Genomic DNA, 24,993 nt, shown 5'->3' on the forward strand with positions numbered 1-24,993 from the left:
GCGTCCAGGCCGAAGTAGTGGTAGAGCGAGTCGGTGTAGGCGAAGCCGAAGAAGAACAGCAGCGCGGTGATGAGGGTGGTCGGCGCGACCCAGGACGCGATCAGGCCGAGCCAGCTGCTCCACGAGCGGCCGGTGGGCGGCTCGGGGGCAGGCGACTCGGGCGGCTCGGGCGGCCCGGGGGCGGGCGGCTCGGCCGGCCCGGACTGCCCGGCCGTGGCGGCGGGCCCGGCGTCCGGGTCGGCGTCCGGGTCGGCGGCGGGCCCGGCGGTGGGCGGCTCCTCCTCCGCAGGGTTCAGGGCGTGCTCCCACTGCCCGCCGACGCGTTGCCGGCGCTGGTGCCTGCCGAGCCGCCCCCGTTCTCGTTGCCGCCGTTCTCACCGCCCCCGCCGTTCTGCCCGCCGTCCTGGCCCCCGTTCTCGTTGCCTCCGCCGTTCTGGCCGCCCCCGTTCTCGGTGTCGTGCTGCACTGCCAGCCCGCCCGAGGCTTGAACGGACTGGCTCTTTCCGCCCGCGGTCAGGGTGAAGCAGACCTTGGACCCCTCGGAGGTGGGCTTCGGGCCGGGAAGTTCGACCGTGGCGCTCGCCGTACCTCCCGTGAACTCCACGCTCGTGGAGCCCGAGGACTTTGCGCCGCCGGCACAGTTGTTGACCTGGGTCACCTTGGCGGTGAAGGTGCTGGTCACCGAACTCGTGAGCGTCAGATGGGCCGTCGGCCAGATTCCGGTGGCGCTCGCCGACACGTTGCCCGCTCCGCTGAAGCCGCCCTGGTTGCCGCCCGCCTGCGTCCGCTTGTCCTGGGGCTGCTGCCCCGAGCCCTCCGCCGGGGGCGTGTCCACCGGCTCTGCCGCGACGGCCGCCGAGCTCGCCGCGCCGGATCCGGAACCGCCGCCGCCTCCCCCGCAGGCGGCCAGCGCCGGCAGCAGCAGGGCAGCGGCCAGCCACCGGGCCGGTCTGCCGACGCGAGGGCGGGGCGTGGTGAGCGGAGTCCCGGGCATGCGTGTCTCCCATCGGTGGGCGAGCAGCGGTGAGGGGCCGGGGCGGCCTCGCCGAACGGTACCCGTTCGCACACGTCGTGACTGTCCGCCGCCCGGGTGGCATTGCCCCGCCCGGTCCCCCGGCCGGCCCCCGCGCGATCCCCCGCCCGGAGCAGCCGCCGGAGCAGCGGGCCGGCCTCGGGGCGCGGCCTGACCGGTGACCACCTGTTGACGTACAGTCAGGTGCGCCCGGCACCCGTCCGAGTGGCCGGTCCAGTCGTCAGAGGAGCACTCCCGTGGCCACGGAAGCCCACCCCGCCCCCGTACCGCCGCCCGCCGGTGGGGCCGCCGACGGGGCCGCAGACAGGGCGGCCGGCCGGCCCGTGCCCGAACTGCCGGCCGAGGCCGTCGCGCGGTGGCAGGCCGAGAAGGCCGACCTGGTCGAGCTGTTCGCGCGGGCGCAGCGCGAGCTCGGCGGCGTCGCCGCGGTCCGCCTCGGGCCGCGGCCGACCGTCCTGGTCACCGACCCGGAGGCCGTGCAGCACGTGCTCGGCCGCCACCCGGACCGCTACGTCAAGCGCTCGCACCGGGCCCGGATGCTGGCGGGGGAGGGTGTCCTCTCCGCGACCGGCGACGCCTGGAAGCGCCAACGGCGCATGCTCCAGTCCCAGTTCACCGGTACCGGGATGCGCCGCTACGAGCAGCGGATCGTCGAGGCCGCCCGGCACGCCGCCGACCGCTGGGCCGGGTACGCCCGTACCGGGGAGCGGTTCGACGTCGGCGAGGAGATGCGGCACTTCGCCCTGGACACCATCTGGCGGGCGCTCACCGGTCGTCCGCTGGACGACCGGACGGACCGCGAACTCGCCGCCGTCGCCCGGGTGGTGGCCGCGATGCCGACCCTGCCGGCCGATGCCGCCGGGATCCCCGAGGCGGTCGCCGCCGACCTGGCGCGGATCGACGCGGTCGCGCACGCCGCGATCGACGCCGCCCGGCGCGGCCCGGCCGGGGACGGGCTGCTTCGGGTGCTGGTGGAGGCGGGCGAGGAGGACCCCGCGTACACCGACCGGCTGATCCGCGACGAGCTGGTCACCCTGCTGGTGGCCGGGCACGAGACCACCGCCACCACGCTGACCTGGCTCTTCCTCCTCCTCGACCGCCACCCCGAGGCCCGTGTCCGGGCGCTGGCGGCCGGCCCGGAGGGCTCGGCGGAGCGGCGGGAGGCGATCCAGGCGCTGGTCAGCGAGACGCTGCGGCTCTACCCGTCCGCGTGGATCCTGCCCCGGCACGCGGCCGAGGACGACACCCTGCTGGGCCACCGGGTCGAGGCCGGCACCGACGTCATCGTCAGCCCCTACCTGACCCACCGCGACCCGGCGCTCTGGCCGGATCCGGAACGCTTCGACCCGGACCGGTTCACCACGGCCGGCGCCCGTCCGGCGCACCTCGGCGCCTACTACCCCTTCGGCCTGGGCGCCCGCGCCTGCCTGGGCACGCAGTTCGCCGTGCGGGAGAGCACCGCCCTGCTCGAAGTCCTCCTCCCCGCGTACACGCCGCGCTTCCTCTCCACCCCCGCCGGCACCGCCTACAGCATCACCGTCCGCCCGGACGGGCCGGCCCCGGCGGTGCTGGGCTGAGCAGGGCCCCGGTCGTGCCCGCACGGGCACGACCGGGGCGGGGTCGCACCGGGGTCAGGGGTAGGCGACCACGGTGGAGGGGGTGGTGGAGGTGCCCGATGTCGCGGCGCCGGTGCCGTTGACCACGTGCTCGTACTGGCCGTTGCCGCCCAGCGAGACGACCAGCAGGTCGTGGAACCTCACGCCCGGCCGGACCGGGGCCTCGAAGCCGTGGTCCATCCGGATGGTCGGGTCCACGTTGAAGTAGCAGTAGCTGCCGAGGCCCCACCCCTCGTGGCTGGTCACGGTGTCGTCGACCTTGTAGGCGGCGAAGCCCTTGGTCGCGCCGTTCTGGACGGCGGCCTGGTTCGGCGCGTCGTACGCCTTCTCGTTCTGGAAGAAGATCGTCCGCCCGCGCTCGCCGGACCACTCGACGTCGTACTTCTTGAAGTGCTCGACGAAGAGCCCGGTGCCGAGCACGTCGTCGCCGCGGACGAGCAGGCCGTAGTCGGCGGGGTTGGTGTTCCAGCCGACGCCGGCGCCGTGGTCGGCGCGCCAGATCCAGGTGTGGTCGATGATCACGTCGTCGCTGTTGACCACGACCCCGGCGGTGGCCGAGCCGGGGCCGGCGCCGCCGACGCGGATGAAGACGTCCTGGAGGGTGGTCGGGTCGGCCGCGTGGTCGGCGGCCGCGTTGTCCGGGCCGATCTGCACCAGCACCGGCGAGTTGACCGGGCCGGCGTCGACCAGCAGGCCGGCCAGCCGGACGCCGTCCACGTCCGCGACCTTGATCGCCGTCACCCCGTTGTCGGGGACGACGGTCGCCAGTCCGAGGCCGAGCACCACGGTGCCGGGCCGGTTGACCTCGATCGGGCGGTCGACGTGGTAGACGCCGGGGGTGAACAGCAGGTCGAGCCCCTGCGCGAGCGCGGCGTTGATGGTGGCGGCGGTGGCCCCGGGCTTGACCAGGTAGAACTGGCTGAGGGGCCGCGAGGTGCCCTGCGGAGTGCCGTCCCAGGAGACGCCGCGGGCGTTGGTGCGCTTGGCCGGGACGAACACCTTGTAGTCGTTGCCGTCCAGGTACAGGAACGGCTTCTCGCGCGAGACGGGGGTGGTGTCCAGCGTGGTGTAGGGCGGGTTGGGGAAGCTCTGCGCGGGTGCGCCCTGGACACCGGAGAACACCTGGTTCCAGACGCCGTTGGAGAAGCCGCCGACCGCGCTGTCCCGGGTGTACCACTGCTGCTGCGAGTAGTTGCCGACGGCGCCGTCGATCCGGCTGTCGGCGATGTAGCCGCCGCTGGCCCAGCCGTAGCCGTTGGGCGCCAGGTTGAGACCGCCCTTGACGTGCATCCGGCGGAACGGCGCGGCCTGGGCGACGGCCCAGCGGTCGGTGCCGCTGACCGGGTTGAGCGCGAGGTTCTCGGCGGAGCGCCAGAAGTTCTGGGTGGCGTTGCCGTTGAACCACCCGGCGTCCACGGTGACGTCGCCGTTGATCGTGGTGTCGTCGGGCTTGAGGCCGAGCCCGGCGATCGAGGTGTAGAAGCCGAGTTGGGCGTTGAGGTTGTTGTAGCTGCCCGGCTTGAAGAGCAGCGCGTAGCGCTGGTCGCCGAACTGGTTGGACTCCTGCTTGGCGAAGACCTCGTCCACCTTGGCCTGGATGCCGGGCGTGGCCGGGTCGAAGACCAGCACGTTGGGCCCGAGGTCGCCGCCGCCCTGGACCGGCGGGACGGTGGGGCCGTCGGCGGTGTTGACCTGGAACTCCCAGAGCGAGTAGCCGTAACCGGTGCCCCGGGTCAGGCCGTTCATCCGGACGTAGCGGCCGCTGCCGGTGACGGCGAGGGTCTCGGTGCCGCCGGTGCCGTTGCCCTTGGTGTACACCGTGTGCCAGGCGGCGCCGTCGTCCGAGGTCTGGATCTCGTACGAACGCCCGTACGCGGCCTCCCAGTCGAGCACGACGCGGCAGATCTGCCGGACGCTTCCCAGGTCGACCTGGAGCCACTGCGGGTCGCTGAAGGCGGAGGACCAGCGGGTCCCGGTGTTCCCGTCCACGGCGTTGGCGGCGGCGGTGCCGCCGTTCTCGGCGGAGGAGGCGGTGGCCGGCCGGCCCTGGGCCGCGTTCGCGGTGCCGCAGTCCCCGGCGGTGCCGTCCGCGGCGGCGGCGCGGGCGGGGGTGGGGACGGCGGCGAGCGCGGTCTGGGCGGGCAGCGCCAGCGCGGGGCCGGCGAGCAGGGACAGGCCGAGCAGTGCGGCCGGTCCCCGGCGGGGGCGTGCTGAAGTGAGCCTCACGGGCTTCTCCTGCGGTGGGGGTGGGTGGGATGCGGGGGCGCATGCCGAGGCCCGCGCCCGGCGCAGCGCAGGCGCCGGGTGGTGGGGAACGACGGGGCCGGGTGGCACGGGCCGCCGGGGCGGCCGGTCACCGGGTGCGTGACGAAGCGCTGCCGGCCACCGTCGTCCGGGTGTCGGGGAGCGCCCCCGACCGGGAGTCTCGGGGCTGCCGATCGGGGGTGTCAACCCTTCGAGCCGACTTTCCTCACACCGTGAACTAGCTTGTACAGCAACGAAAAGGCGGATCCTGCCAGGTCAGACCCGGGTGGCCGGCCGGGTGTCGGCGCCGTGCGGCAGCTCCCCGCCGGAGTCCAGGAAGTCGGTCAGCGGCAGGGTCGCGGCGCCGACGGTGACCGCCTCCGGGCCGAGCGTGCCGAGCACGATCGAGGTCTGCTCGCGCGGGAAGCGCAGCGCGTACGCGGTGGCCGCGGCGCGGATCGCCGGCAGCAGCCGGGGGCCGAGCAGCAGGCCCGCCCATCCACCGATCACGATCCGCTCGGGGTTGAACAGGTTGACCAGGTCGGCGATGGCCGCACCGAGGTACTCGGCGGCCTCGACGAGCAGCCCCGCGGCGGCCGGCTCCCCCGCCTCCGCGGCGGCCAGCAGCGCGGCCAGCCCGGCCTTCTCCCCGCCGCCGGCCGGCGCCCCGCCCCACCGCTCGACCAGCGCCTCGGCCCCGACGTACGCCTCCAGGCAGCCGAGCGCGCCGCAGCGGCAACGCCGGCCGCCGACGTGGACCTTGGTGTGGCCCCACTCCCCCGCGCTGCTGGTGGCCCCGCGGAACCGGACGCCGTCGGCGATCACACAGGCCCCGACGCCGGAGCCGAAGAGGGCGATCACCGCGTGCCGCACGCCGCGCCCTGCGCCGAACCACATCTCGGCCTGGCCGAGCGTCTTGGCGCCGTTGTCGACGAAGAGCGGCAGCCCGGTGCCGGCCCGCAGCAGCCGGCCGAGCGGGACGGCGTCCCAGCCGACCGTCTGGCTGTGCACCACGATCCCGGCACCGTCACCACCCGGGTCGCCCTGCTCGACGATGCCCGGCACGCCGATGCCGACGCCGAGCACGGTGGCCGGGTCGGTCCCGGTGCGCTCCAGCACCTCGGCCAGCCCGGCGAGGATCAGCTCCACCACGTGGTCGACGTCGTGGCCGCAGTCGGAGAGCGGCCGGTCGCTGGCGGCCAGCTCGGTCCGGGCCAGGTCGAACAGGGCGACCCTGACCTGCGTCTCCCCGACGTCCACCCCGACCAGGTGGGCCCGCCCGGCGGCCACCTGGAGCAGGATCCGGGGCCGCCCGCCGTCCGAGTCCACCGAGCCGCACTCCTCGATGAGCCCGTCGGCGAGCAGCTCGCCGGTCACGTTGCTGATCGAGCCGGCACTGAGCCCGGTGACGGCCCCGAGCTCCTGGCGGCTCAGCGGCCCGTCGAAGTACAGCCGTCGCAGCAGCGCCGACCGGCTGCCTCTGCGCAGGTCACGCACCGTCTTCTTGCCCCGCACGGTCATGGGATCTCCCTCCTGCCCCGAATCTATCGCTGCCCGAACCCTTGACGGAAGCTTTTCTCACACGTTAAATCACGCCCTGAAGTAAGCGCCGGAGCAAGGCACTTCACCCCACCAGAAGACCACCCACCCGAGAGGGGCCCCCGTCGTGCCCATCAGACGCACCGCCGCGGCCACCGTCCTGGCCGCCACCCTGACCCTCACCGCCACCGCCTGCGGCGGCGGGTCCGCGGCCGGCGGCGGTGACAACAGCAGCCCCGGCACGCTCACCTACTGGGCCTCCAACCAAGGCACCAGCCTGGAGAACGACCGCCAGGTGCTGGAGCCGGAGCTGAGGAAGTTCGAGCAGCAGACCGGCATCAAGGTGAAGCTGGAGGTCATCCCCTGGTCCGACCTGCTCAACCGGATCCTCGCCGCCGCCAGCTCCGGCCAGGGCCCCGACGTGCTGAACATCGGCAACACCTGGTCCGCCTCCCTCCAGGCCACCGGCGCCCTGCTGCCCTTCGACGCCGCCGCCTTCGAGAAGATCGGCGGCAGGGAGCGCTTCCTGCCCGCCGCCCTCGGCTCGGCCGGCGCAGCCGGCAAGGACCCGGCCGCCGTCCCGCTCTACTCGATGGCCTACGGCCTGTACTGGAACAAGAAGCTCTTCGCCGAGGCCGGCATCGACCGGCCCCCGGCCACCTGGGACGAGCTGGTCGCCGACGGGCACCGGCTCACCACCGGCGGCCACTACGGCCTCGCCCTCGAAGGCGGCAACGTCTCCGAGAACGTCCACCACGCCTTCGTCCTCGCCAAGCAGCACGGCAGCGACTTCTTCGACGCCACCGGCCGGCCCGCCTTCGACGGCCCCGGCACCGTCGCCGCCGTGAAGCAGTACGTCGACCTGCTCGGCACCGAGAGGATCGCCGCCCCCGGCAACGCCGAGTACGCCAACAACCAGTCCGTCACCGACTTCGCCACCGGCAAGGCCGCCATGCTGATGTGGCAGGCCGCCGGCGCCAACCTCAAGTCCCACGGCATGAACCCCGAGGACTACGGCGTCGCACCCGTTCCCGTCCCGGCCGGCGCCACCGGCGACCGTGCCACCACCTCGATGGTCGCCGGCATCAACCTCGCCGTCTTCAAGAACACCCGGAACACCGACGGCGCCCTCAGGTTCGTGAAGTTCATGACCGGCACGGAGGAGCAGACCCAGCTCAACAAGACCTACGGGTCGATCCCCCCGGTCACCGACGCCCAGGCCGACCCGGCCTTCGCCACCCCCGAGCTCAAAGCCCTGGCCGGCGTCCTCGGCGGCAGCGCCAAGCCCCTCCCGCAGGTGGCGAACGAGAGCCAGTTCGAGACCCTGGTCGGGACCGCCGTCAAGAACCTGCTCGCCGCGGCCGCCGCCGGGAAGCCCGCAACCGACGACAGCGTGAAGGCCGAACTCACCAAGGCCCAGCAGCAGATGCCGGCCGGCTGACGTGATCCGCAAGCGACTCCTCCCCCGCCCCCGCAGCCGCAACCTGCCCTACCTGCTGCTGCTCCCCGCCCTCGTCCTCGAACTCGTCGTCCACCTGGTCCCGATGGTGGTCGGCATCGTGATGAGCTTCAAACGGCTCACCCAGTTCTTCATCCGGGACTGGTCCGCCGCCCCCTGGGACGGCCTCGCCAACTACCGGATGGCGGTGGACTTCCACGCCCCCGTCGGCCGGGCCCTGCTGCACTCCTTCTGGGTCACCTGCGCGTTCACCGTACTCGCCGTCGGCCTCTCCTGGCTGATCGGCACCGCGGCCGCGATCACCACCCAGGACGCCTTCCGCGGCCGCGGCGTTCTGCGCGCCCTCTTCCTCCTGCCCTACGCCCTGCCGGTCTACGCGGCCGTGATCACCTGGTCGTTCATGTTCCAGCGGGACACCGGACTGATCAACCACGTCCTCCACGACCAGCTCCACCTCGTCGACGACAAGCCGTTCTGGCTGATCGGCGACAACAGCTTCACCGCCCTGGTCACCGTCTCGGTCTGGCGCAGCTGGCCGTTCGCCTTCCTCACCCTCACCGCGGGCCTCCAGAACATCCCGCGCGAACTGTACGAGGCGTCCGCGCTGGACGGCGCCGGGGTCTGGCAGCAGATCCGCCGGATCACCCTGCCCTCGCTGCGCCCGGTCAACCTGGTGCTGGTCCTGGTGCTCTTCCTCTGGACGTTCAACGACTTCAACACGCCGTACGTGCTGTTCGGCAAGTCGGCCCCGGAGGCGGCGGACCTCGTCTCCATCCACATCTACCAGTCCTCCTTCGTCACCTGGAACTTCGGCGCCGGCTCGGCCATGTCGGTGCTCCTGCTGCTCTTCCTGCTGCTCGTCACCGCCCTGTACCTGCTGCTCACCTCACGCCGGAGGGACACCGCATGATCGACCCGCCCGCGTCCTTCCGGTGGTTCCGCCGGATCTTCCTGTCCGCGCTCACCGTCTTCGCCACCGTCCCGGTGCTGGTGATGCTCAGCAGCTCGCTGAAGCCGCTCCAGGACGTCCAGGGGCCGTTCCGCTGGATCCCCAGCACGGTCACCTTCCGCCCCTACCTGGACATCTGGCGCACCGTCCCGCTCGGGCGGTACCTGGTCAACTCGCTGATCGTGGCCGGCGGGGCGACCGTCTGCTCGGTGCTGGTCGCGATCCTCGCGGCGTACGCGGTCAGCCGCTACCGCTTCCGCGGCCGCCGGCTGTTCACCGTCACCGTGCTCTCCACCCAGATGTTCCCCGGCATCCTCTTCCTGCTGCCGCTCTTCCTGATCTTCGTCAACGTCGGCAACGCCACGGGTGTCGCGCTGTACGGCAGCCGGGGCGGCCTGATCCTCACCTACCTGACCTTCTCGCTGCCGTTCTCGATCTGGATGCTGGCCGGCTACTTCGACTCGATCCCGCGCGACCTCGACGAGGCCGCCCTGGTCGACGGCTGCGGGCCGCTCCGGGCCCTGGTCCGGATCATCGTCCCGGCCGCCGTCCCCGGCATCGTCGCGGTGGCGGTGTACGCCTTCATGACCGCCTGGGGCGAGGTGCTCTTCGCCTCCGTCCTCACCAACGACGAGACCCGGACCCTCGCCGTCGGCCTCCAGGGCTACGCCACTCTCAACGACGTGTACTGGAACCAGGTGATGGCCGCCTCGCTCGTGGTCAGCGTGCCCGTCGTCGCCGGCTTCCTGCTGCTCCAGCGCTACCTCGTCGCCGGGCTCACGGCCGGCGCCGTCAAGTGACCGCCCGCTCCATCACGTGACCGCCCGGTCCACCACCTGACCGCCCGCTCCCGCCCCGCTCCCGAAAGGCCCCCTCGTGACCCCCCTCAGCGCGCTGAGCCCCCTGCCCGACGACTTCCTCTGGGGCGCGGCCACCGCCGCCTACCAGATCGAGGGGGCGGTGCACGCCGACGGCCGCGCCCCCTCCATCTGGGACACCTTCTCCCACACCCCCGGCAAGGTCGCCGGCGGCGACACCGGCGACACCGCCTGCGACCACTACCGGCGCTGGCCCGAGGACATCGCGCTGATGCGCCGGCTCGGCCTCGGCGCCTACCGGTTCTCGATCGCCTGGCCCCGTGTCGTCCCGCACGCCGACGGCCGGGTCAACCCGGCCGGGCTCGACTTCTACGACCGCCTGGTCGACGCCCTGCTCGCCGCCGGCATCCGGCCGTTCCCCACCCTCTACCACTGGGACCTCCCCCAGGCCCAGCAGGACCGCGGCGGCTGGCCCGTCCGCGAGACCGCCGAACGCTTCGCCGAGTACACCGCCGTGGTCGCCGCCCGCCTCGGCGACCGCGTCACCGACTGGGCGACGCTCAACGAGCCGCTCTGCTCCGCCTGGATCGGCCACCTCGACGGCGCGATGGCCCCCGGCCTGACCGACCTCGCCGCCGCCGTCCGCGCCTCCTGCCACCTGCACCTCGCCCACGGCCTCGCCGTCCAGGTGCTGCGGGAGACCGTTGCCGGCGCGCGGATCGGCATCGTCAACAACCTCAGCCCGGTGCAGCCCGCCACCGACTCCGAGGCCGACCGGGCCGCCGCCGTCCGCGCCGACGGCCACGTCAACCGGTGGTGGCTCGACCCCGTCCTCGGCCGCGGCTACCCGAAGGACATGCAGGAGGTCTACGGCGTCGACCTGCCGCTGCGCGACGGCGACCTCGACCTCATCGCGGCCCCGCTCGACTGGCTCGGCCTCAACTACTACTTCCGCCAGATCGTCGCCGACGACCCGGCCGGCCCCGCCCCGCACTTCCGCCAGCTGCCCGGCCCCAACCCCGGGCACACCGCGATGCCGTGGGAGGTGCACGCCCCCGGCCTCGAAGAACTGCTGCTGCGCCTCACCCACGAGTACGGCGTCCGGCGGATCTACGTCACCGAGAACGGCGCCGCCTACCACGACACCGTCGCCCCCGACGGCACCGTCCACGACCCCGAGCGCACCGCCTACCTCGAACAGCACCTCGCCGCCTGCGCCCGCGCCGCCGCCCAGGGCGCCCCACCGGCCGGATACTTCGCCTGGTCGCTGCTGGACAACTTCGAGTGGGCGTACGGCTACGACAAGCGGTTCGGCCTCGTCCACGTCGACTACGCCACCCAGCGCAGGACGGTCAAGACCAGCGGCCACCGCTACGCGGAGCTCATCGCCGCCCACCGGGCCCGCTGAGGCCGGGCCGCCCCGGCCCCCGCCCTGCGCCACCGGGTCACGGACGGCTCAACGGCCGGTCTCCCGGCCGCCCGCGGCCCGGTGGCGCAGCTCCTCCTGGGCTGCGACGTACTTGAGCATGAGACGGGCGAAGTCCAGGCGTTCGCGCTCGGTCCACCCCTCGGTGACCTGCTCGAAGGCGGAGCGCTGGTGCCGCCGGAAGCGCGCCATCAGGTCCCGCCCGGCGGGGCTGAGATGGAGGACGGTGCGGCGACCGTCCTGCTGGGAGGCGGCACGGATCAGGTAGCCGGCGGTGATGGAGTCGGTCACCATGCGGCTGGCCACCGACGGGTCGACGCCCAGGTGTTCCGCCACCGCGCCGACGGTGACCTCGCGGGCCTCGTCCTGCTCGGCCTCCAGGACGATGTTCAGGACCAGGGTGCGGCCGAGGTCCTTCTGGGCGATCGGGTTCTCGACCTCCAGGAGGGAGGAGCGCCGCAGCTTCCCGAAGGCCGGGCCCACCGCGTCCAGCAGCTCGTCCGCCGTTCCCGGCTCGTGCTTCGTCATGCCCCCATCGTAACTGGATGACCGTTCGAAGACATGTGTTGACGTGAAAACGCATGCATGTAAGCATGCATATGTCTTCAGCAACGAACGGAGCATTCCATGACCATCCTCGTCACCGGCGCCCGCGGCAAGGTCGGCCGCGCCGTCATCGACCGCCTGCACGCCGCCGGCCACACCGTCCGCGCCGCCAGCGCCGACCCCGCCCACCTGACCGTCCCGGCCGGCGTCGAGGTCGCCGAACTCGCCCTCGACCGGCCCGAAACGTTCACCGCCGCCCTGCGCGGCGTCCGCCAGGTCTTCCTCTACCCGCAGCCCGCCGGCATCCACGAGCTGGTCGAGGCCGCCGAGGCCGCCGGTGTCGAGCACGTCGTCCTGCTCTCCTCGTCCTCGGTCCTCGGCCCGGACGCGGCGAACGACCCGCTCGCGAGCCACAGCCTCCTCGTCGAGCAGGCGCTCGCCGGCTCCGCGCTCACCTGCACCCTCCTGCGCCCCGACGCCTTCGCCAGCAACTCCCTCGGCTGGGCCTGGTCCATCGGCAACTCGACGCCGGTCCGGCTCGCCTACCCCGACGCGCACATCGCGCCGATCCACCCCGAGGACATCGCCGACATCGCCGTCGCCGCCCTGACCGGCGACTCCCTCACCGGCCGCGCCGTCACCCTGACCGGGGCCGAGTCACTCACCTTCCGCGAGCAGCTCGCCGTCCTCGCCGACACCCTCGGCCGCGGGATCGAGGTCGAGCACATCACCCGCGCCGAGGCCGAGCAGGAGATGGGCCGGCACATGCCCGCGCCGATGGTCCGCTCGCTGCTCGACCTGTGGCAGGCCGCCGACCGGCACGGCCCCGCCGTCATCGCCGACACCACCGAAACCCTGCTCGGCCGCCCCGCCCGCTCGTACCGGCAGTGGGCCCGCGAGAACGCCGCCGCCTTCACCACCGCGCGCTGAGCCGACCCGCCCCTCGGGAGCACCGCATGAAGCCGATCGGCTACTGGCTCAACCGCACCGACCAGGCCCTCACCGGCCGCATGAACGCCGTGCTGGCCGAGTTCGGCCTCACCCGGCTCGCCTGGCAGGTCCTCAACGTCGTCCAGGACGACCCGCAGGCCACCGACACCACCGTCCTGACCGTGCTCGCCGCCAACGCCGACGCCGCCGACCTGACCGCCGCCATCACGGCCGTCCTCGCCGACGGCTGGGCGACCCGCCCGGCCCAGGCCCGCCTCGCCCTCACCGGGAACGGCCGCGCACGCCTCACCGGCGTCGCCGCCCGCGTCGACGCCTTCCGTGCCCTGGCGACGACCGGCATCTCCCCGGAGGAGTACCGCACCGCCGTCGCCGTCCTGGAACGGATGACCCACAACCTGGAGACCGGGGCGGGGCGGTAGGGCCCGTGCCGCGCCCGCCCGGCCACGGCGCGTCCGCCGGGTCGGCGGCGCCCACCGGGACGTCCGGGTGGCGGAACCGGTCCGGTGCAGCCCGCCGCGCCGGCGGGCCGCCCGGCACCGGTCACTCGCAGGCGACGCCGTCGTTGTCGCGGTCGAGCCCCGCACGGTACCCGGGGTCGCCCCGGTGCAGCGGGGCGACCCCGGCCGCCCGGGCCGCGGCGCAGTTGGCGTAGTACGCGGCGCCGCCGCCTCCACCGGAGGTCGCGCCCCCGCCGCCGCTCGCCGGGTCACCACCGGTGGAGGTGCCGCCGGAGGTCGAACCGCCCGTACCGGAGCCGCCTGCCACCGAACCGCCGCTCGCCGAGCCGCCCGCCGGGCTGCCGCCGGAGGAACCGCTGCCGGAGGGCTGCTCGCACGCGACGCCGTCACCGTCCGCGTCCAGGCCCGCGCGGTATCCGGGGTCACCCCGGTGCAACGGGGCGACCCCGGCCGCCCGGGCGGCCGTGCAGTTCGCGTAGTACGCACCCGCGGCGGACGTCGGCGCGGGCGTGGGAGTGACCGCCGGAGTCGGCGTGGGTGTCGGGGTCTGGGTCGGCGTCGCCGTCGGAGTGGGCGTGGCCGACGGGCTCGCGCTCGCGGTCGGCGCCGGGGAGGCCGGGCCCGTGGCGGGGGACGACGTGGCGGCCGCGGCCGGCTGGACGAGATCGGTGCGGTCGGGCTTCGGGTCCGCGAGCACCGCGCCGAACCAGATCAGGCAGTAGATCCCGCCGATCACACTGGCGGCCACCTTCACCGGCCGCTGCCAGAGCGAGGTCCACACCAGCACCAGGCCGACCGGTGGCACGAAGAGCAGGGCGAGGACGATCGCTGCGGGCCGGCGCCACCACGGGCGGGTCGGAGCGGCAGCCGGTGGCGGGTACGCGTAGGTCATTGGCCCATCAGAGCACCATCCGGCCACCGCCCGTGCAGAAATGGATCACATTTCAACCACATTCCGGACAAGGAAATGTCAGCCCCCTGCGAGTGCGCCGGTCCCGGCCCGGAGGCCGACCGCCCGGCCCTCGGCCGCTGCCGGGGCGCACCTTTGACGCCGTGCCGGATTCCGACGCCGCCGACTCCCGGCAGCGGCAGGGCGCGCACGGAACCCGCACCGCACCGCTGATGCCCCGTCCCGGTTCCCGTCCGCCGCCGTTCGGGGGATACCCGCCCGCTCCCGGTGCCCCGAGCGCCCGGCGCGGGCATCCGTCACCCTCGTCGACCCTCCGCACACCAGGAGGGCGGTTCTGAGGAGAGGCCATGGATGACGAGCAGGTAGTGCCGGCCCAGGACGACGCGCTCATCTCACTGAGGGAGTACTCCGCACCCGACACCGCCCCGGGACTGCACCGCCTCATGGCCGAGATCGACGAATCCGGCCACCCCACCGCACTGCCGCTCTCCTTCTCCGGCGTGAAGGTGGTGGGCGATGTCGTCACCGGGGACGCCGCCTTCGACCTCCGCCTCGGGGACGAGACCAGCGGTTCGTTCCGGATCCTGTTCTTCGTCCCCGAGGACGACACCGGGACCCTCCTGCCGCCCCCGTACGGCGACCGGACCGACGGCACCGCCATCCTCTTCCCGGGGGCCGCCGGCTTCCTCTCCCCCGGCACGCCCGCCACGGACCGCCGCCGCGGCTACGGCATCCAGCCGCCGAAGGTCTTCACCTGTCCGGACGGCATCCTCGTCGCCGGCCGCTGCGACCTCTACGGCGACTACACGATGATGGGCAGCCTCGGTTTCCAGGTCACCCTCGGCCCCCGCCCCTAGATCCGGGGCCCGCACCCGTCCCTCGGGGATGCGGGACCTCGCACGTCGGCGCGCCCGGCCGAGGCGGGGCGGCGGCGCGCCCGCCCGACTACGGCGCGTCGGCCGGGTCGGCGGTGCTCACCGGGACGTCGGGGTGACGGAACCAGGAGCCCTGGACCGCCCACTGCACCAGCATCAGCACGCCGCCCAGCACCAGGGCCCCGATGCCGATGACGGTCACGCCGCCGGTCTCCCCGAAGATCGGCAGGTTCACCGAGGTCGCGCCGTAGTCCGGGTCCGCGTAGACGTCGAAGGCGCCGTAGCAGAAGAAGTAGAGCAGCATCACGCCGCCGACCAGCGGGAAGATCCCCTTGAAGACGAAGTCCTTGACGCTCCTGGTCAACACCCGCCGGTAGTACCAGACGCAGGCGAAGCCGGTCAGGCCGTAGTAGAAGGCGATGCCGAGCCCCACCGAGGCGATGGAGTCGGCCAGCACGTTGCCGCTGATCGCCGTCAGCAGGACGTAGAAGGCGATGGACGCCACGCCCATCCCGATCGTGGACCAGGTCGGGGTGAGGTGACGGGGGTGCACCCGGCCGAACGGGGCGGGGATCGCCTTGTGCGCGGCCATCGAGAAGGAGGTCCGGGCCGTCGGCAGGATGGTGGTCTGGGTGGAGGCCGCGGCGGAGGTCAGCACCATGAAGATCAGCAGCTTGCTGAGGAACCCGCCGAATCCCGCGGTACCGAACACGGCGTCACCGAGGCCGGACAGCACGTCGCCGGAGTTGTCCTCGTTGCCCAGGCCGATGCCGTCCGTCCCGACGCCCGCGAACGCCAGCGCCGAGGTGGACACCAGGGTGTAGATGAGCAGGAGCAGCACGGTCGAGATGACCGCCGCGCGCCCGGGGGTGCGCTTGGCGTCGGCGGTCTCCTCGTTGACCGAGACGGCCGTGTCCCAGCCCCAGTAGATGAAGACCGCGGCGAGCATGCCGGCGGTGAACGCCCCGGTGGAGGCGACGTTGAAGGGGTTGAACCAGGAGGCGCTGATGTGGATCGCCGTCGGGGGCGGGCTGCTGCCGTAGGCCTTGACCAGGGCGGTGACCGACAGCAGGACCAGCATCACCACCTCGACCGAGAGCAGCCACCGTTGCAGGGCGGCGGACAGCTCGATGCCGACGTAGCAGATCGCCGTCATCACGATGATCCAGACCACGCCGGCGATGGACGTCCAGACCGTGCTGTCGGCGAGGGAGTCCAGGCCGAACAGCCGGAATCCGTAGACTCCGGCGATCTGGGCCAGGTTCGCCATGACGATGATGTCGGCGATGATGATGCCCCAGCCGCCCATCCACCCCGTTCGCGGCCCGAAGGCCCGGGCGGCCCAGGTGAAGGTGGTGCCGCAGTCCGGGTCGGAGGCGTTGAGCTCCTTGTAGGCGTAGGCGATCAGCAGCATCGGGATGAACGCCAGGACGGTGATGATCGGGGCCTGGAGCCCCACGCCGATGACGATGATGCCGAGTGTCGCCGCGAGGCTGTAGGCGGGGGCGGTGGAGGCCAGGCCGATGGCGACGGAGGAGACGAGTCCGAGCGCGCCGGTCTTGAGCCCCTTCTCGCCCGCGCCCGAGCCGGTCGCTCGTGGTTCGACGGCCGGGGCCGGACCGTTGGGGGACTGCGGCACCGATTCCACCTCCTCCCCCTGACCCGCCCGAGGACCTCGGACGTGATCATGGGGCCGAGACAATTCCGCTTCAAACCGACGATACTGCCGCCGCCGCCCGCAGGCCCGCCGAGACCGGGGCCCCGGAGCCGGGCCTGCGCCCACCCGGTTCAGCCGGCGGCGTGCTCCTTCAGGAAGGCCCCGGCGTGGGCGGCGGCCTCCTCCTTCGTGGCCAGGGCGGGCGCGGCGTCGCCCGCGCGCAGCGTCCCGTCCGCGCCCCGGCCGGTCCACCGCCAGCCGGTCGACGACGCGTCCCGGAACAGCTCGGCGGTGCCGCCGAACAGTTCGAGGCCGCTCGCCCCCGGCCCGGAAGCCGCCGGCCTCTCGACGGCGTCGGGCCACTTCTTCCGGGCGCCCTGCCGGGTGATGCCCCACGCGGCGCCCAGCCGCTCGTAGCTCGCACCGTAGGACCCGGCGGTCTGGGCGGCGATCGCCGTCAGCCGCTTGACCTCCTCGTCCACCACCTTCCAGGTACGGAGGACGGAGAGGGCGACGTCGGCCGGGTCCCCCGCCCACATGAGGTCCGCGGGAAGCCCGGTCTCCCGGGCGCGCAGGGCGATGGCGAGCGGATTGAGGGCGTCGAGCAGGGCCCGGTCCAGCGCCGTCAGTTCCTCGGTGGTGATCTCAGGCTTCGGCATGACGACAACTCTAGTTACCGCTTCGCCGCTCGACAACCAGAGTTACCGATTGGCATATGCCATAACAGGCCGGTCCATCGACTCCGAGCCGCCGCGGTCCGGGTCACGTCGCGACACCACCCGCCGACCCGACCGCCGGGCGAACCGTGGCATCCGAAGCAGCTCGGCCCGCCGCGCTCGGGGGCGAGCGCGGCGGGCGTCGAACAGGGCTCGTCAGTGGCGGTGGTGGTTGTCGGGTTGGGCGGGGTCGCCGGGGTGTTCCAATCCCTGGACGAGGGTGAGGCGGTGGGCGCGTTCGCCGTCCAGCCAGCGGACGAAGGCGGATCGGCGGGCGGCCCCCGTGAGGGCGGGGACGGGGTCGGGGTCGAAGGTGGCGGTGCGGGAGGAGAGCAGGGCGGCCTTCCAGGGGCCGACGGTGACCCACTCCCCCGGCGGGGCCGCGCGGAGGGCCTCGCCGAGGGCGGTCGGAAGGGTGTCGGGGTCGGCCTCGAACCCGCCCCCGGGAACGGCGAGGCGCCAAACGACCGTGGGTGGACGGGTGGTGCAGGCGCGGTAGTGGGCGACATCGGCGGGTGACGGTCCGACGCCGGCGGTCACGGACTCGTACACCGCCCGCACCGCCGCGCTCCCCTCGTACGCGGCCGCGGTGACGGAGCCGAGTTCGACGGCGGCCTGCTGGTCGAGGTGGGCGGGACCGGATCCGGTGACGGCCAGGCCGCGTTCGGCGGCGACCGCCTCGCACAGCGCCTCCGTCAGCAGCACCTGGGCCACCCAGCGGGTGAGCTGGCGGTCCTCCGAACTTCCCGGCCGGGGAAGGGCGCAGGCACGCGGGCCGGACCGCAGCGCGGCGAGGCGCTGGTCGAGTGCGGTGCGCGGCAGCGGCCGGCCGTCGAGCAGGCCGAGGACGCCGGCGGTCACGGCTCCACCACCAGGGCGACGGTCGGGGTGTACTGGCAGCGGCCGAACCACATCACCTTGGCCAGCGCCCAGGACGAACCGGGCTCGGTGGATTCGGGGGCGGTGATCTCGAAGTCCACGGTGGCGGCAGACCCGGCCGGGACGGTGAAGCCCCGCACGGGATCGGCGATCGCCTCCCAGGTGCCCCAGGGCGAGACGAGTTGCAGCTCACCGCGGATCTCGCCGCGGGTGCGGTTGTGCATCACCACCGCCAGGGTGGCCCGGCCACCGGGGGCGACGCGCAGCGACTCGGAGCCGACCGTCACGGTGAGGCCGGTGTCCCGGCCCTCCACCGCCTTCGTGCCCTGGGCGGCGGTCCAGTCCTCGGGCGCCTCGCCGGGCACCGGCAGCAGCTCCGGCAGGTCGCCGACCGCGATGGTGACCACGTCCTCCACCTCCTGCCCGCCGTGCGCGATCCGGACGGCGGCGAAGTGGAGCCCGGGTTCGGCGTCGGCCGGCGGGGTGAGCGTGACCGGGAACCGCAGGTGGCCGCCCGCCTCCAGCCGGTACGGGCGGGCGGTGAGGCTCGCCGTCCAGCCCGCGGGTGGCAGGACGAGCGCCGTCCCCTCGACGGCGGCGTCCCGCAGCTGCGAGGAGAGCGCCACCGACAGCGACACCGGCCCGCCCGCGCCGTCCGTCCGCAGCAGGCCGGGCGACACCCCGACCGACACCGGGAGGTACCCGAGCGGCGCCGGTCCCCGGTTGTGCAGCCAGTACCGGGCGTGGACGGGCTGGGCGGCCTCGGCGACCGCGCCGAGCACCGGGCCGGCCGGGTCCGAGGTCACACCCGGCCGGGCCAGCACGGTGGCGATCTGCGAGCCGGACAGCTCCAGGTCCGCCGGCCCGAGCGGACGCTCCAGCAGGTCGGCCCGGTGGAGTTCGGTGAGGCCGAGCGCCCCGCCGAGGACCGCCGTGCGGCCCAGCCCCGTGGATTCGACCAGCCGTACGGTCAGTTGGTCGCCGAGCGGCCGGGCCGAGCCGTGCGCGATCGGGTTACCGGCCGGCTTGAGGGCGCCGAGCAGCACCTCGCGGGCCGGTTCCACCCGCAGCCAGGAGAGGGTGGCGGGCAGCGGGCCCTCCTGCGCCGGGGCGATCCGGGCGTACAGCGGGTGGTTGAACTCCTGCCCCTGTGCGGGCAGCGTCAGGGCCCGCCAGTCTCCCGCTCCGCCCACCAGTGCGTAGCTGAACTCATGGGTCCAGTGCTGGAGTTGGAACGACGCGCCGTCGGGCAGGGTGCGCCGGGGCGGGTCGATCCAGACGCCGGAGGGCCAGCCGGTGCAGGAGCGCATCAGCGAGAGGTGCAGCGCGCCGGTGGCGTCGACGGCGAAGCCGGGCAGGCCGAAGCTGAGCAGTCCGACGGTGTGGTCGACGAGCTGTTCCGAGGCGTGGAGCGGTCCGGGGCAGACGGCGCTGACCCGGGCGTCGGCGAGGTCGTGCGCCAGGGCGGCGGGATCGGTGACCACGAGGGCGGGCAGCGCGCGCAGGTCGCGCAGGTCGGCGCCGGGCCGCCAGACCTCGGCGAGCGGGGTCAGCGCGGGCACCCAGACGGCGCCGTGCGCCTTCAGCACACTCGCGTACTCCTCCCCGGCCCGCTCGATCAACTCCCGTGCCGCCTCGTTGACGTCCGGCCCGCCGACCACGATCCGGAAGTCCGGCAGGTTGGAGTCGACGTCCAGCCAGCCGTAGCGGGCCCAGTCCGCGCCCGAGGTGGTGGCGGTGACGCCGACCCGGGCGAGTGCGACCACCAATGCGCGCGCGTCGGCGGCCGCGTCCAGATCGGGGACGACCACCTCGGCCACGCCCAGCGCCCGTTCGCCCAGCACCACGCCGGACGGGTCGGTGAGTACCGCGCGTGCCGTGGCGCCGAGGCCGAACCAGGTGTTGGCGGGGTTGTCGAGGGTCCACGGCGCCTCGGCGGAGTCGACGTCGGGCAGTGCGAAGCCGCGGCCGACCACCGCGTCCGCGACCTCGCTGACCGGCAGCGCCCCGGGCAGGTCCACCGGGAAGCGAAGCCGCAACAGCCGGTCGGCGCCGGAGTGGTCGACCACCCGGGTGCGGCAGTCGACGCGGTCCAGGCCGCGCCACAGGGTCACGGTCTGCTCGTAGCGGACACCGTCCACCGTTCCGGCGACCACCAGCCGTTCGCCGAGCGGGCCGGTCTCCCGGCGGACGTCCGCGGGCCGGTCGCCGGAGCCGGTCACCGGACCCTTGGGCACGAGGTGCCAGGGGCCCTCGCCGAAGTCGGGGTGCTGCGGGTACTCCTCGTAGACCCGCAGCTCGTTGCCGATCCCGCCGGTTCGGAGCAACTCCCTTTCATGGAGCGAATCGTGAATGGACGTCAGACAACCGCCGCGTTCGGGGTCGGCGGTCACCCGGTATCGGGCGTTGGCGATCGTCCAGCCCTCGGCGGCCGACCACGCGGTGTCCTCCTCCGTGCCGGGGACCAGCCGCCAGGTGCGCCAGCCGAGCGCGGGCACGTCGGCGGCCAGGAACCGCAGGGTGCCCCGGTCGACGGCGCTGGGCACCACCGAGCCGGTGTCGTCCAGCACTCGCACCGCCCGCCCGCCGCGTGGCAGCCGGACGGCCACCAGGTCGGTCCGGTCGAAGGAGAGCGTGTTGGTGACGACGACGGCCTCGCCCGCGCCGGTGGTGTCCACCCGGCCGGTGAGCGCCTCCAGCGCCCGGTCGCGGACGTCGGCCGCCAGGTCGTACGCCTCCCGCCAGCCGCCGAGCAGGTCCAGGTAGACCTGGTCGGATTCGGAGCCGGTGATCGCGTCATGGTGTGCGCCGTAGGCGAGTTGGCGCCAGACCTTGTCCAGGGCGCCCGAGGGGTAGCGGCCCAGCCCGTGCACCACGGCCAGCGTGGCCAGTTTCTCGGCGTCGACGGCCGCGACCTCGGCGGCGCGCTGGGCCTGCTTGGTGTCGATGTAGGAGACGTCCTTGCCGGTGTAGACCGGGTTCATGTCCCGGGTCTGCGGGCTGGGCCGGCGGCCGGTGGCCTCCAGCTCGGCGCGGACGGCGTCCAGGAAGTCGCGCGGGGTGCCGCAGACGAACCGCGGCCAGAGGTACTTCGAGGCCCAGGAGCGGTGGATCTCGGTCACCCACTTGTTCGGCGGGGTGTAGTCGGTGCCGACCGGCAGCAGCAGGTTCCTGGTCGCGCCGACCGGCTTGAGCTTGCGGTACAGATCGAGGACGGCCTGCTCGGCGGTGGCGAGGTCGGCGGAGGAGTCCATCCACCAGCCGGCCGAGTAGTGGTGCGGCATGTAGTGGGTGAGCACGCCCTCCCCGGAGGGCGCGATCCACTCGAACTCGCTCGGGAACTGCATCACCCGGGCGTCGTCCTTGGCCTCGCGGAAGTTCTTCTGGATCGGGCCCCACTGGTGGAACGGGCCGCGTGCCCAGGCGCTGCCGGTGAGGCCGGCCGCCGCCAGGTGACCGGGGAACTGCGGGTCGTGCCCGAACACGTCGAGCTGCCAGGCGGTCTGCGGATCGCCCCCGAGGACGTCGCGCTGGTACCCGATGCCGTAGACGATGTTGCGGATGGTGGTCTCGGCACCGGTGAGGTTGGTGTTGGGCTCGTTGTAGGTGCCGCCGACCAGCTCGACCTGGCCGCGTTCCAGCAACAGCCGCAGCGTCTCCCGGCGCTCCGGGTGCTGGTCGAAGTAGGGCTTCAGGTAGTCGACTTCGGCGAGCACGAACTTGTACACCGGGTCGCGCAGCGCCAGCTCCAGGTGTGCGTCGACCAGGGCGAAGCCGTTGCGCTCCCAGAGCGGCCGGGTGGTGGCGTCGGCGGAGAGCAGCTCCCACGGCGAGGTGTAGGCGGCCTGGGTGTTCCACCAGACCGGGTCGTAGTGGAAGTGCGAGACCATGAACATCGTCCAGCCGGGCTCGGCGACCTCGACGACGCCCTCGGCGCGTGCGCCGCCGGCCTCCACCCGGACGTCCACGCGCGCCCCCGGCGGCGGGCCGGTGATCTCCAGGGGGACTTCGACCAGCCCCGTGCCGGCCGCCTCGCCCCGCACGCCCGGGCCGGTGACGGTGATCCGGGTGGCGGGCGGGCCGTCGAGGGTCACCCGCAGCAGCTGGCGCGGCGCGTCCTCGGGGCCGGTGAAGAGGTCCGTGCTTTCGACGGCGGTGATGGTGACCGACACGGGACTGGTCCTTTCACGAAGGTACGGCGGAGCTACGCGCCCCAGGCCTCGAACTCGTAGACGCGGGCGGCGGGATCGGTGCCCTGGGTGGGCCTGGTGACGACCAGCCGGACGTAGCGCGCCGTGGTGGCCACCGGATGGGTGGTGGTGCCGGCGGTGTTCCCGGTGACGGTGGCGACGGTGGTCCACGGGTCGGTGGCCGCCGAACGCACCTGGATCGAGAAGTCCCGGGTGTTGTAGGAGGCGCTCTCACCGCCGGCCGAGGCGTGCTTGACCACGAACCTGGAGAGCGGCCGGGCCGATCCGAGGTCCACCTCCAGCCACTTGGCCGACGTGGTGGTGCACCACTTGTCGCCGTTGCCGCCATTGACGGTGCCGTTGACCGCCTTGGCCGGGGTCTCGTTGGCGTTGCACTGGCCGGAGCCGGTGGCCGGGCGGTTCAGCGCCAGGTTGCCGCCGGCGGGCGGGGTGCCGGTCCAGGAGACCGTGGTGGTGGCGGCGGTGGAGCGGCCGTACTCGGTGGAGACGGCCACGACCTCGACGGTGGTGCTGCTCTCGGTGCCGGCCCGGTCCAGCTTGTTGACGAAGTAGGCGTCGGACGGCGTCGCCCCGAGGAAGGTGCGGGTCCCGTCGGCACCCCGCCGGTACACCTCGTAGTGGTGGACGGAGCCGCCGGCCGGTGCCGTCCAGGAGAGCCGCAGCGACTGGCTGGAGCCGGCCACCACGTCACTGGCACCGAGCACGGTGAGTCCGCTGGGTGCACCCGGGGCGTCCACTGCCCCGTCGTAGACCGCGAGTTGGCCGATCCTCACATCGTAGGCCGGTTCGTTGCCGTCGGCCTGGAGACCGATCTGGGCGATGGTGCGACCGGCGTAGGCGGAGAGGTCGAGGGTGTGGCGCTCCCACCCGGTACCGGAGTTGGCGCCCAGGTCGAGGGTGGTGAAGCTGGTCGGCGCGTCGGTGAAGGAGATCGCGGCCTTGAGCCTGGTCGGCCCGGCGGCCGGGGTCTTCACCACCACGGAGAGCCTGCTGTCCGCCGCGACCGGCAGCCTGCTCTGGTAGAGGCGGACGGTGTTGGCGGCGTCCAGCCTGCCGGTGAGGCGCAGCGAGGAGCCGCCCTCGAAGGCGTCGGTGAAGTCGATGGACGGGGTGAGCCTGGTGCCGGTGGAGCTGACCAGCCAGCGGTAGGTGGGCGGGACGTCCTGGAGCGAGAGGTTGTTCCAGCCGCCGGTGGCCGCACGGGCGCCGTCGGTCTGGTAGAAGTCGCCCTGTCCGGTGTCGAAGTTGGTGACGAAGGGCTTGGCGGTGATCGGCGAGGACTCGGCGACGTAGCTGGAGAGGCCCTTCCAACTGGACGAGGTGGCCGTGTTGGAGGGGTCGTTGTTGGCGCCGACCCAGTAGCGGGAGTCCTTGGCGTAGAAGTCGGCGCGGTCGGTGGCGGACTTCCACGTCCACTCGGGGCGGTAGAGGCCGAGCGAGGTGGTGTGCGGCTTGTTCGCGGGGAAGAGCGCGTTCCAGTCGACGCCGGTGTTGTAGCCGTTGGCCTCGGTGTCGATGCCGGAGTAGAGGTCGTACTCGCTGCGGCCGAGGCTGCGGGCCAGGTTGCGGGACGAATCCAGGCCGGAGGAGCTCCAGTTGAAGTTGAGGAACATCGAGTCGGCCGTCCGCCTGTTCCCCTCCTGGAGGAAGGAGTCGTTGGCGGAGGTCAGCTCGTTCTGCCAACTGACCGATCCTGACTCGGTCATGGCGTCGTACCACATGAACTCGGTGGAGCTCTGCGCCTTGGTGTACTGCATGAGGTTGCGGACCTCGCCGGCCAGGGCCGAATCGCCGCCGCCGGTCTCCTGGTTGATGAACCAGCCGTCGAAGCCGTAGTACTGGGCGGCCTGGGCGAGCTTGTCGGCGACGGGGTAGCGGGTGCCGGACTTCTGGACGAAGTCGCGGACCCACTGGAGCTGGCCGCCGTACGCGGCGGGCGGGAAGAACACGGTGCCGTACACCTTGACGCCGTTGCGGTGGGCGGCGTCGATGACGGTCGGGTTGGGGGCGAGGATGAGGCCCTCGCCGGCCGAACCGCCCCAGAAGACCAGCTTGTCGACATACTGCCAGTAGCCGAACGCGTAGTAGTTGGGGTCGGCGGAGCCCTGGGAGGGGTTGTTGGAGGTCGGCCCGAAGGACACCAGGGAGGCCACCTTGCCCTCGCCGGCCCGGGCGTTGGGGTTGGCCTTGAGCGCCGGGTCGCTGGTGCGCGGCTGGAGCGGGACGCGGGAGCGGTTGAAGCGGGCGTCGGGATCGGTGGCCGGGTCCCAGTTCAGGATGGTGTTCGGGTACCAGTAGGACGCGTACGGCTGGGTGCCGGGCGCCGCGGTGACGGGCGCGGGGGCGGTGACGGGCGCGGGGGCGGTGACGGGCGCGGGCGGTGGGCCTGCGTGGGCGGCGGGCGCGGTGCCCAGGACGGCGGCCCCGAGGGCGGCGCTCAGGAGCAGGGGGAGGCGTCGTGACATGCGGTGGCTCCGATCGGGCGGAGGAGGGTGGGGGCCGGGCCGCCCGCGGCGGGGCGGTCCGGGTGCATGCGTGTGGCGCTGTACGGGTGCGGGGGCGGTGCCGCGGGAGGCGGCGCCCGGGCCGGACGCGGACGTGCGGCCCGGCCGGTCCGCGCGGCGCGGCGGTACGTGCCGGCCGGCGGCGCGGGCGCGCCGGGCGCCAGGTGGCACCAGGGCGTCGGGGGGCCGTGGGCGGCTCGTC

At 73.4% G+C, this 24,993-nt stretch carries 18 protein-coding genes; 8 read left to right on the forward strand and 10 right to left on the reverse strand.

Translation table 11 applies throughout. The features are described from left to right. Positions 1-292: 292 nt before the first annotated feature. Positions 293-994 (reverse strand): hypothetical protein, encoded by a 702-nt coding sequence (locus tag J5Y04_RS26155; RefSeq protein WP_209414837.1) that lies wholly within the window; start codon positions 992-994, stop codon positions 293-295. Positions 995-1,356: 362 nt separating this feature from the next. Here J5Y04_RS26155 and J5Y04_RS26160 point away from each other — a divergent pair, with 362 nt between their 5' ends. After that, the gene (locus J5Y04_RS26160) at positions 1,357-2,610 is read left to right on the forward strand and encodes a cytochrome P450 (protein ID WP_307853297.1); all 1,254 of its coding nucleotides are present in this window, start codon (positions 1,357-1,359) and stop codon (positions 2,608-2,610) included. A gap of 54 nt (positions 2,611-2,664) precedes the next feature. Here J5Y04_RS26160 and J5Y04_RS26165 read toward each other — a convergent pair whose 3' ends face one another. Both J5Y04_RS26165 and J5Y04_RS26170 read right to left on the reverse strand, forming a co-directional pair. Continuing rightward, positions 2,665-4,875, reverse strand: coding sequence for a discoidin domain-containing protein (locus J5Y04_RS26165; RefSeq protein ID WP_307853294.1), 2,211 nt, complete (start codon positions 4,873-4,875; stop codon positions 2,665-2,667). A gap of 294 nt (positions 4,876-5,169) precedes the next feature. Then, positions 5,170-6,414, reverse strand: coding sequence for an ROK family transcriptional regulator (locus J5Y04_RS26170; RefSeq protein WP_209414838.1), 1,245 nt, complete (start codon positions 6,412-6,414; stop codon positions 5,170-5,172). Between the two features lie 145 nt (positions 6,415-6,559). On the opposite strand from J5Y04_RS26170, the gene J5Y04_RS26175 reads away from it, so the two are divergent. From J5Y04_RS26175 to J5Y04_RS26190, 4 genes are all read left to right on the forward strand, one after another. After that, positions 6,560-7,873, forward strand: coding sequence for a sugar ABC transporter substrate-binding protein (locus tag J5Y04_RS26175; protein WP_209414839.1), 1,314 nt, complete (start codon positions 6,560-6,562; stop codon positions 7,871-7,873). Between the two features lies 1 nt (position 7,874). Then, the gene (locus tag J5Y04_RS26180; protein WP_307853295.1) at positions 7,875-8,801 is read left to right on the forward strand and encodes a sugar ABC transporter permease; all 927 of its coding nucleotides are present in this window, start codon (positions 7,875-7,877) and stop codon (positions 8,799-8,801) included. Beyond that, entirely contained in the window at positions 8,798-9,640 is an 843-nt protein-coding gene (locus tag J5Y04_RS26185; RefSeq protein WP_209414840.1) for a carbohydrate ABC transporter permease, read from the forward strand. The genes J5Y04_RS26180 and J5Y04_RS26185 overlap by 4 nt, the downstream gene beginning before the upstream one ends. Before the next feature lie 76 nt (positions 9,641-9,716). Next, complete coding sequence (locus J5Y04_RS26190) at positions 9,717-11,066, forward strand: GH1 family beta-glucosidase (RefSeq protein ID WP_209414841.1); 1,350 nt, start codon at positions 9,717-9,719, stop codon at positions 11,064-11,066. A gap of 48 nt (positions 11,067-11,114) precedes the next feature. Here the strand turns inward: J5Y04_RS26190 and J5Y04_RS26195 are convergent, their stop codons facing one another. Continuing rightward, complete coding sequence (locus tag J5Y04_RS26195; RefSeq protein ID WP_209414842.1) at positions 11,115-11,612, reverse strand: MarR family winged helix-turn-helix transcriptional regulator; 498 nt, start codon at positions 11,610-11,612, stop codon at positions 11,115-11,117. 99 nt (positions 11,613-11,711) lie between these two features. On the opposite strand from J5Y04_RS26195, the gene J5Y04_RS26200 reads away from it, so the two are divergent. Both J5Y04_RS26200 and J5Y04_RS26205 read left to right on the forward strand, forming a co-directional pair. Continuing rightward, the gene (locus tag J5Y04_RS26200) at positions 11,712-12,560 is read left to right on the forward strand and encodes an NAD(P)H-binding protein (RefSeq protein WP_209414843.1); all 849 of its coding nucleotides are present in this window, start codon (positions 11,712-11,714) and stop codon (positions 12,558-12,560) included. A 26-nt stretch (positions 12,561-12,586) separates the two neighbouring features. After that, positions 12,587-13,000 carry a MarR family transcriptional regulator gene (locus tag J5Y04_RS26205; protein ID WP_209414844.1) on the forward strand — a complete coding sequence of 138 codons (414 nt, stop codon included), beginning with the start codon at positions 12,587-12,589 and terminating at the stop codon, positions 12,998-13,000. 121 nt (positions 13,001-13,121) lie between these two features. On the opposite strand, the gene J5Y04_RS42140 is transcribed toward J5Y04_RS26205, so the two are convergent. After that, the gene (locus J5Y04_RS42140; RefSeq protein ID WP_245205444.1) at positions 13,122-13,931 is read right to left on the reverse strand and encodes an excalibur calcium-binding domain-containing protein; all 810 of its coding nucleotides are present in this window, start codon (positions 13,929-13,931) and stop codon (positions 13,122-13,124) included. Positions 13,932-14,296: 365 nt separating this feature from the next. Between J5Y04_RS42140 and J5Y04_RS26220 the strand changes: the two genes are divergently transcribed. Then, the gene (locus J5Y04_RS26220) at positions 14,297-14,806 is read left to right on the forward strand and encodes a hypothetical protein (protein WP_209414845.1); all 510 of its coding nucleotides are present in this window, start codon (positions 14,297-14,299) and stop codon (positions 14,804-14,806) included. 88 nt (positions 14,807-14,894) lie between these two features. Here the strand turns inward: J5Y04_RS26220 and J5Y04_RS26225 are convergent, their stop codons facing one another. The 5 genes from J5Y04_RS26225 to J5Y04_RS26245 form a co-directional block, all read right to left on the reverse strand. Beyond that, positions 14,895-16,463 carry an APC family permease gene (locus tag J5Y04_RS26225; RefSeq protein WP_209414846.1) on the reverse strand — a complete coding sequence of 523 codons (1,569 nt, stop codon included), beginning with the start codon at positions 16,461-16,463 and terminating at the stop codon, positions 14,895-14,897. 149 nt (positions 16,464-16,612) lie between these two features. Next, a complete protein-coding gene (locus J5Y04_RS26230; RefSeq protein ID WP_209414847.1) occupies positions 16,613-17,140 on the reverse strand; it encodes a hypothetical protein in 528 nt (175 codons plus the stop codon). 213 nt (positions 17,141-17,353) lie between these two features. Continuing rightward, positions 17,354-18,058 (reverse strand): hypothetical protein, encoded by a 705-nt coding sequence (locus J5Y04_RS26235; RefSeq protein ID WP_209414848.1) that lies wholly within the window; start codon positions 18,056-18,058, stop codon positions 17,354-17,356. Continuing rightward, positions 18,055-22,248, reverse strand: a complete 4,194-nt coding sequence (locus J5Y04_RS26240) for an NEW3 domain-containing protein (protein ID WP_209414849.1) — start codon at positions 22,246-22,248, stop codon at positions 18,055-18,057. The genes J5Y04_RS26235 and J5Y04_RS26240 overlap by 4 nt, the downstream gene beginning before the upstream one ends. A 32-nt stretch (positions 22,249-22,280) precedes the next feature. Further along, a complete protein-coding gene (locus J5Y04_RS26245; RefSeq protein WP_209414850.1) occupies positions 22,281-24,752 on the reverse strand; it encodes a discoidin domain-containing protein in 2,472 nt (823 codons plus the stop codon). Positions 24,753-24,993 lie beyond the last annotated feature (241 nt).

It is taken from the genome of Kitasatospora sp. RG8 (assembly GCF_017813315.1).
Lineage (GTDB): Bacteria > Actinomycetota > Actinomycetes > Streptomycetales > Streptomycetaceae > Kitasatospora.